This window comes from Kocuria sp. NPDC057446, assembly GCF_042802875.1.
Taxonomy (GTDB): Bacteria; Actinomycetota; Actinomycetes; order Actinomycetales; family Micrococcaceae; genus Kocuria.
The window spans coordinates 1-2,214 of the sequence record NZ_JBHVDI010000269.1 but is presented as its reverse complement, the minus strand read 5'-3'; the positions used below and the strand labels follow the sequence as shown (position 1 = coordinate 2,214).

Here is a 2,214-nt window from a genome sequence, read left to right as displayed (position 1 = left end):
GTGGTGCCGCCCGTCCAGCCGTCCGGGACCGTCAGCGAGATGCCGTTGACCATGTCGACGGCGAGGTTCGTGCTCGCGCCGCCGCCCTTGCCGCTTCCCCCGCCGCCCTGGCCCGGGAAGCTCGGCAGGCCGTTGCCGGGGCCGCTGCTCAGTCGAAGTTCGGGCCCTCGTCACGACCGCGCTTGAGCTCGTAGAACCCGTGGTGGGAGACCAGGGCCAGGCAGCCGTCCCAGACCCGGGCGGCGTCCTCGCCCCGGGGCGCCGGGGTGAAGACCGGGCCGAAGAAGCCCACGCCGTTGACGGAGATGCAGGGCGTGCCGATGTCCTCGCCGGCGACCGCCTGGGCGGCCTCGGTGGAGGCGCGCAGGGCGTCGTCGTACTCGGTGGCGTGCCGGGCCTCGGCGAGCTCCGCGGGCAGACCGACCTCCTCGAGGGACTCGGTGATGATCCGCTCCAGGTCCTCGATCCCTCCGGGATGGCGCCGCGTGCCCATCGCGTCGTAGAGCTTCTTGTTGTACTCGTGACCGTGGGCGCGGGCCGCGGCCTCGACCACGCGCACGAGCCACATCGACTCCTCGTGGCCGTGGTGGTGGTTCTCGGGGTTGTCCTCGTTGAGGATGCCCAGCGAGATGATCCGCCAGTCCACCTCGACGTCGCGCAGCCGTTCGACCTCCTCCATCCAGCGCGAGGTCATCCAGGCCCAGGGGCACAGGGGGTCGAACCAGAACTCCACCTTGTCCGTCATCGGTTTCCTCTCGTGCGGGCGTCCGCCGGGGTGGCGGACGCGTCACCGGGTAGAAGCCACGGCTCAGGCGGTTTTGTTCCGGTTCTGCTCCTCGCGGATCATCTCGTGCGTGATGATCTCCGGCTCGGCCTGCTTGGCCACGGCCTCCGCGGTGACCAGCACGGCGGCGATGTCGTCCCGGCTGGGGAGCTCGAACATGACGGGCTGGAGCACGTCCTCGAGGATGGCCCGCAGCCCGCGGGCACCGGTGCCCCGCTGGATCGCGAGCTCGGCGACCGCGGTCAGCGCCTCGGGGTCGAACGTCAGCTCCACGCCGTCCAGCTGGAACATCTTCTTGTACTGCTTCACGAGCGCGTTGCGGGGCTCGGTGAGGATGCGGGCGAGATCGGCCACCGAGAGCTCCCGCAGGGTGGTCACCACGGGCAGGCGGCCGATGAGCTCCGGGATCAGGCCGAACTTGAGCAGGTCCTCCGGCATCACGTCGGCCATCACCTCGTCGCGCGGACCGCTCTGGCGCAGCTCCGCGCCGAAGCCGATGCTCGTGCGCCCGGCCCGGGAGTCCACGATGTCCTCGAGCCCGGCGAAGGCCCCGGCCACGATGAACAGCACGTTGGTGGTGTCGATCTGGATGAACTCCTGCTGCGGGTGCTTGCGCCCGCCCTGCGGCGGCACCGAGGCCACGGTGCCCTCGAGGATCTTCAGCAGCGCCTGCTGCACGCCCTCGCCGGAGACGTCGCGGGTGATCGAGGGGTTCTCGGACTTGCGGGAGATCTTGTCGATCTCGTCGATGTAGATGATGCCCGTCTCGGCGCGCTTGACGTCGTAGTCCGCGGCCTGGATCAGCTTGAGCAGGATGTTCTCGACGTCCTCGCCGACGTAGCCGGCCTCCGTGAGGGACGTGGCGTCCGCGACCGCGAAGGGCACGTCGAGCTTGCGGGCCAGCGACTGCGCCAGGTACGTCTTGCCGGAACCGGTGGGCCCGACCAGCAGGATGTTGGACTTGGCGATCTCCACGTCCTCGTCCCCGGCCGCCGTGGCCAGGGACAGGGGCTTGCCGTTCTCACCGGCACGGACCCGCTTGTAGTGGTTGTACACGGCCACGGCCAGCGCGCGCTTGGCCGTCTCCTGCCCGATCACGTACTGGTGGAGGTGCTGGTAGATCTCGTGGGGCGTGGGCAGCTCCTGCTGCTCGAGGTCCTTGACCTCGCTCAGCTCCTCCTCGATGATCTCGTTGCACAGCTCGATGCACTCGTCGCAGATGTAGACGCGCGGGCCCGCGATGAGCTTGCGGACCTGCTTCTGGCTCTTGCCGCAGAAGGAGCACTTGAGCAGATCCGCGGTCTCGCCGATGCGCGCCATGAATCAGTCCTCTGGTCGGGGTACGGGAATCCTCGTCCAGGATAGGCGAGGACCGGGTTCCGCCCCAACACCGGGACACCCCGGTGCGCCGCGACCGGTCGGGTCGCGGC

The 2,214-nt window shown here is 69.5% G+C and carries 2 protein-coding genes; both read right to left on the bottom strand.

From position 1 onward, the window contains the following. Nucleotides 1–148 precede the first annotated feature (148 nt). Nucleotides 149–745, bottom strand: coding sequence for a DsbA family protein (locus ACFU0Y_RS17965; protein WP_380216302.1), 597 nt, complete (start codon nt 743–745; stop codon nt 149–151). A gap of 63 nt (nt 746–808) precedes the next feature. Further along, a complete protein-coding gene (clpX, locus tag ACFU0Y_RS17960; RefSeq protein ID WP_380216300.1) occupies nt 809–2,104 on the bottom strand; it encodes an ATP-dependent Clp protease ATP-binding subunit ClpX in 1,296 nt (431 codons plus the stop codon). Nucleotides 2,105–2,214 lie beyond the last annotated feature (110 nt).

Coding starts and splice junctions, on each gene's coding strand:
- ACFU0Y_RS17965 (WP_380216302.1), bottom strand. CDS start 745: ATGACGGACAAGGTGGAGTTCTGGTTCGACCCCCTGTGCCCCTGGGCC.
- clpX (WP_380216300.1), bottom strand. CDS start 2,104: ATGGCGCGCATCGGCGAGACCGCGGATCTGCTCAAGTGCTCCTTCTGC.